The organism is Candidatus Viridilinea mediisalina (assembly GCF_002532535.1).
In the GTDB taxonomy this organism is placed as follows: Bacteria; Chloroflexota; Chloroflexia; order Chloroflexales; family Chloroflexaceae; genus Viridilinea; species Viridilinea mediisalina.
Window position 1 is genome coordinate 1 of record NZ_NQWI01000243.1, and the last position, 2,368, is coordinate 2,368.

Genomic DNA, 2,368 nt, shown 5'->3' on the forward strand with positions numbered 1-2,368 from the left:
GTTCTCCTGTTCTCTGTTCTCCTGTTCTCCTGTTCTCCTGTTCTCTGTTCTCCTGTTCTCCTGTTCTCCTGTTCTCCTGTTCTCTGTTCTCCTGTTCTCCTGTTCTCCTGTTCTCCTGTTCCCTGTTCTCTGTTCTTCCCAATACATACAAAGGAGCGCACATGCCAGCAGAGGCGAAGGTGCCCCATGAGGGCGCTCCGGTGGCTCAGGCCGCCACACTCAACGGATTGGCCGCCCACGGTGAGGGGCGACGACGGGTGATTGTCGAGCGGGTTGCCCCGGAAGTAGATGGCGGGCGCTTCCCGATTAAGCGTGGTGTCGGTGAGGCGGTGGTGGTGAGTTGTGATGCCTTTGCCGATGGCCACGATGTTCTTGCAGTGGTGCTGCGTTTCCGCGATGCCGCTGAGTCTGCGTGGCGCGAGGTGCCGATGCGCCACCTCGGCAATGACCGCTGGCAGGCTAGTTTTACCCCTGAGCAGGTGGGCCGTAGTTGCTATACGGTGCTTGCCTGGGTTGACCGCTTTGCGACCTGGGAGCATCAACTCCATAAGCGCGTTGAGGCCAGTCAGGATGTGCGGGTTGAGTTGCTCATCGGTGCCGATCTGGTGGCTGAAGCGGCTGAACACGCCCCCTTGGTGGATGCAACTACCCTGCGCGGCTTTGAGCAGTCGCTGCGTGCGGGCGATGCGAAGGCTGGCTTTGTGCCGGAGTTGGCCCAGTTGATGGCTACCTACCTGCCCCGCCGCTATGCGACGACCTATGCGCGTGAGTTGGCTGTGACGGTGGATCGCCCGCTGGCCCGCTGCTCGGCGTGGTACGAACTCTTCCCTCGCTCTACTGCGACCGAGCCGGGACGCCACGGTACCTTCCGTGATGTGATTGCCCGCTTGCCCTATGTCGCTGAGTTGGGCTTTGATATTCTCTATCTGCCTCCCATTCATCCGATTGGGCGCACCTTCCGCAAGGGCAAGAATAATAGCGTCACCGCTGAACCCGCTGAGCCCGGTAGCCCGTGGGCCATCGGGGCCGCTGAAGGGGGCCATAAGAGTATTTTGCCCGAATTGGGAACATTGGAGGATTTCCATGCCCTCGTGCAGGCCGCCAAGCAGCACGGCCTGGAAGTGGCCCTCGATATTGCCTTCCAGTGTGCCCCCGACCACCCCTATGTCACCGAGCATCCTGAGTGGTTCCGCGCTCGCCCCGATGGGACGATCCAGTATGCCGAGAATCCGCCCAAGAAGTACCAGGATATTTATCCCTTCGATTTTGAGACCAGCGATTGGCAGGGGCTCTGGCAGGAGCTTAAGAGTATCTTTGACTTCTGGATCGCGCAGGGGGTGACCGTCTTTCGGGTGGATAATCCCCACACCAAGAGTTTGCGCTTCTGGGAGTGGTGCATTGACGAGTTGAAGCGCGAGCATCCCGAACTGATCTTTCTCTCGGAAGCCTTTACGCGCCCCAAGTTGATGTATGGCTTGGCGAAACTGGGCTTTACGCAGAGCTATACCTATTTCACCTGGCGTATCTCCAAGTGGGAATTGACTGAGTATATGCTTGAGTTGACCCAAGGTGAGCCGCGTGAGTTCTTTGGGCCCAATTTCTGGCCCAATACGCCCGATATTCTGACGCCCCAGTTCTATGGGGGCCAGCGCTCGGTCTTTCTTACCCGCGCTGCCCTCGCCGCGACCCTCACAGCCAATTGGGGCATGTATGGCCCCGTCTATGAGCAACTGCTGCATACGCCGGTGCCGGGCCGTGAGGAGTATATTGATAACGAAAAGTATGAGATCCACCATTGGGATCTCAAGCAGCCGGGCAATATCAGTTGGTTCATCGCAGCCCTCAACCGCATCCGCCGCGCCAACCCCGCCCTGCAAAGCAACGCCGGTCTACGCTTCCATCGTGTGGATCTAGACTTCCACGAGAGTGAACAGATTATCGCCTATAGTAAAGCGACGCCCGATCTGAGCAATCTTATCCTTGTGGTGATCAACCTCGACCCCGATAAACTCCAGCGTGGCTGGGTGCAATTGCCCGCTGAGGAGTGGGGCTTGGGTGCGAGCTATGAGGTGCAGGATCTGCTCAATGGCGTGCGCTATACTTGGACGAGTGGCTTTAACTATGTGGAACTCGATCCCGCCACGATGCCGCTCCATATCTTCCATGTGCTGCGTGAAGAGGAGATGACGCATGATGTCGGAGACTATGTGTAAAGACAAGGTTTTAGGATACTTTACAGTTTGGTCTCCGACGGAGTGCCGACTTTAGTCGGCTGAGGTCGTAGGTTGCCATTGGATGCCGACTAATGGTCTTCCAGAAATTAATCCGGTGTCGCGGCACGGACTAGACCTGATAGATATGCCAGATC

1 protein-coding gene is annotated in these 2,368 nt (G+C 57.6%); it reads left to right on the plus strand.

Features of this window, described 5'->3' with window-relative positions; all coding sequences use genetic code 11:
- Window positions 1–161: 161 nt before the first annotated feature.
- A complete protein-coding gene (locus tag CJ255_RS21710) occupies window positions 162–2,213 on the plus strand; it encodes an alpha-1,4-glucan--maltose-1-phosphate maltosyltransferase (RefSeq protein ID WP_097646160.1) in 2,052 nt (683 codons plus the stop codon).
- Window positions 2,214–2,368: the final 155 nt, after the last annotated feature.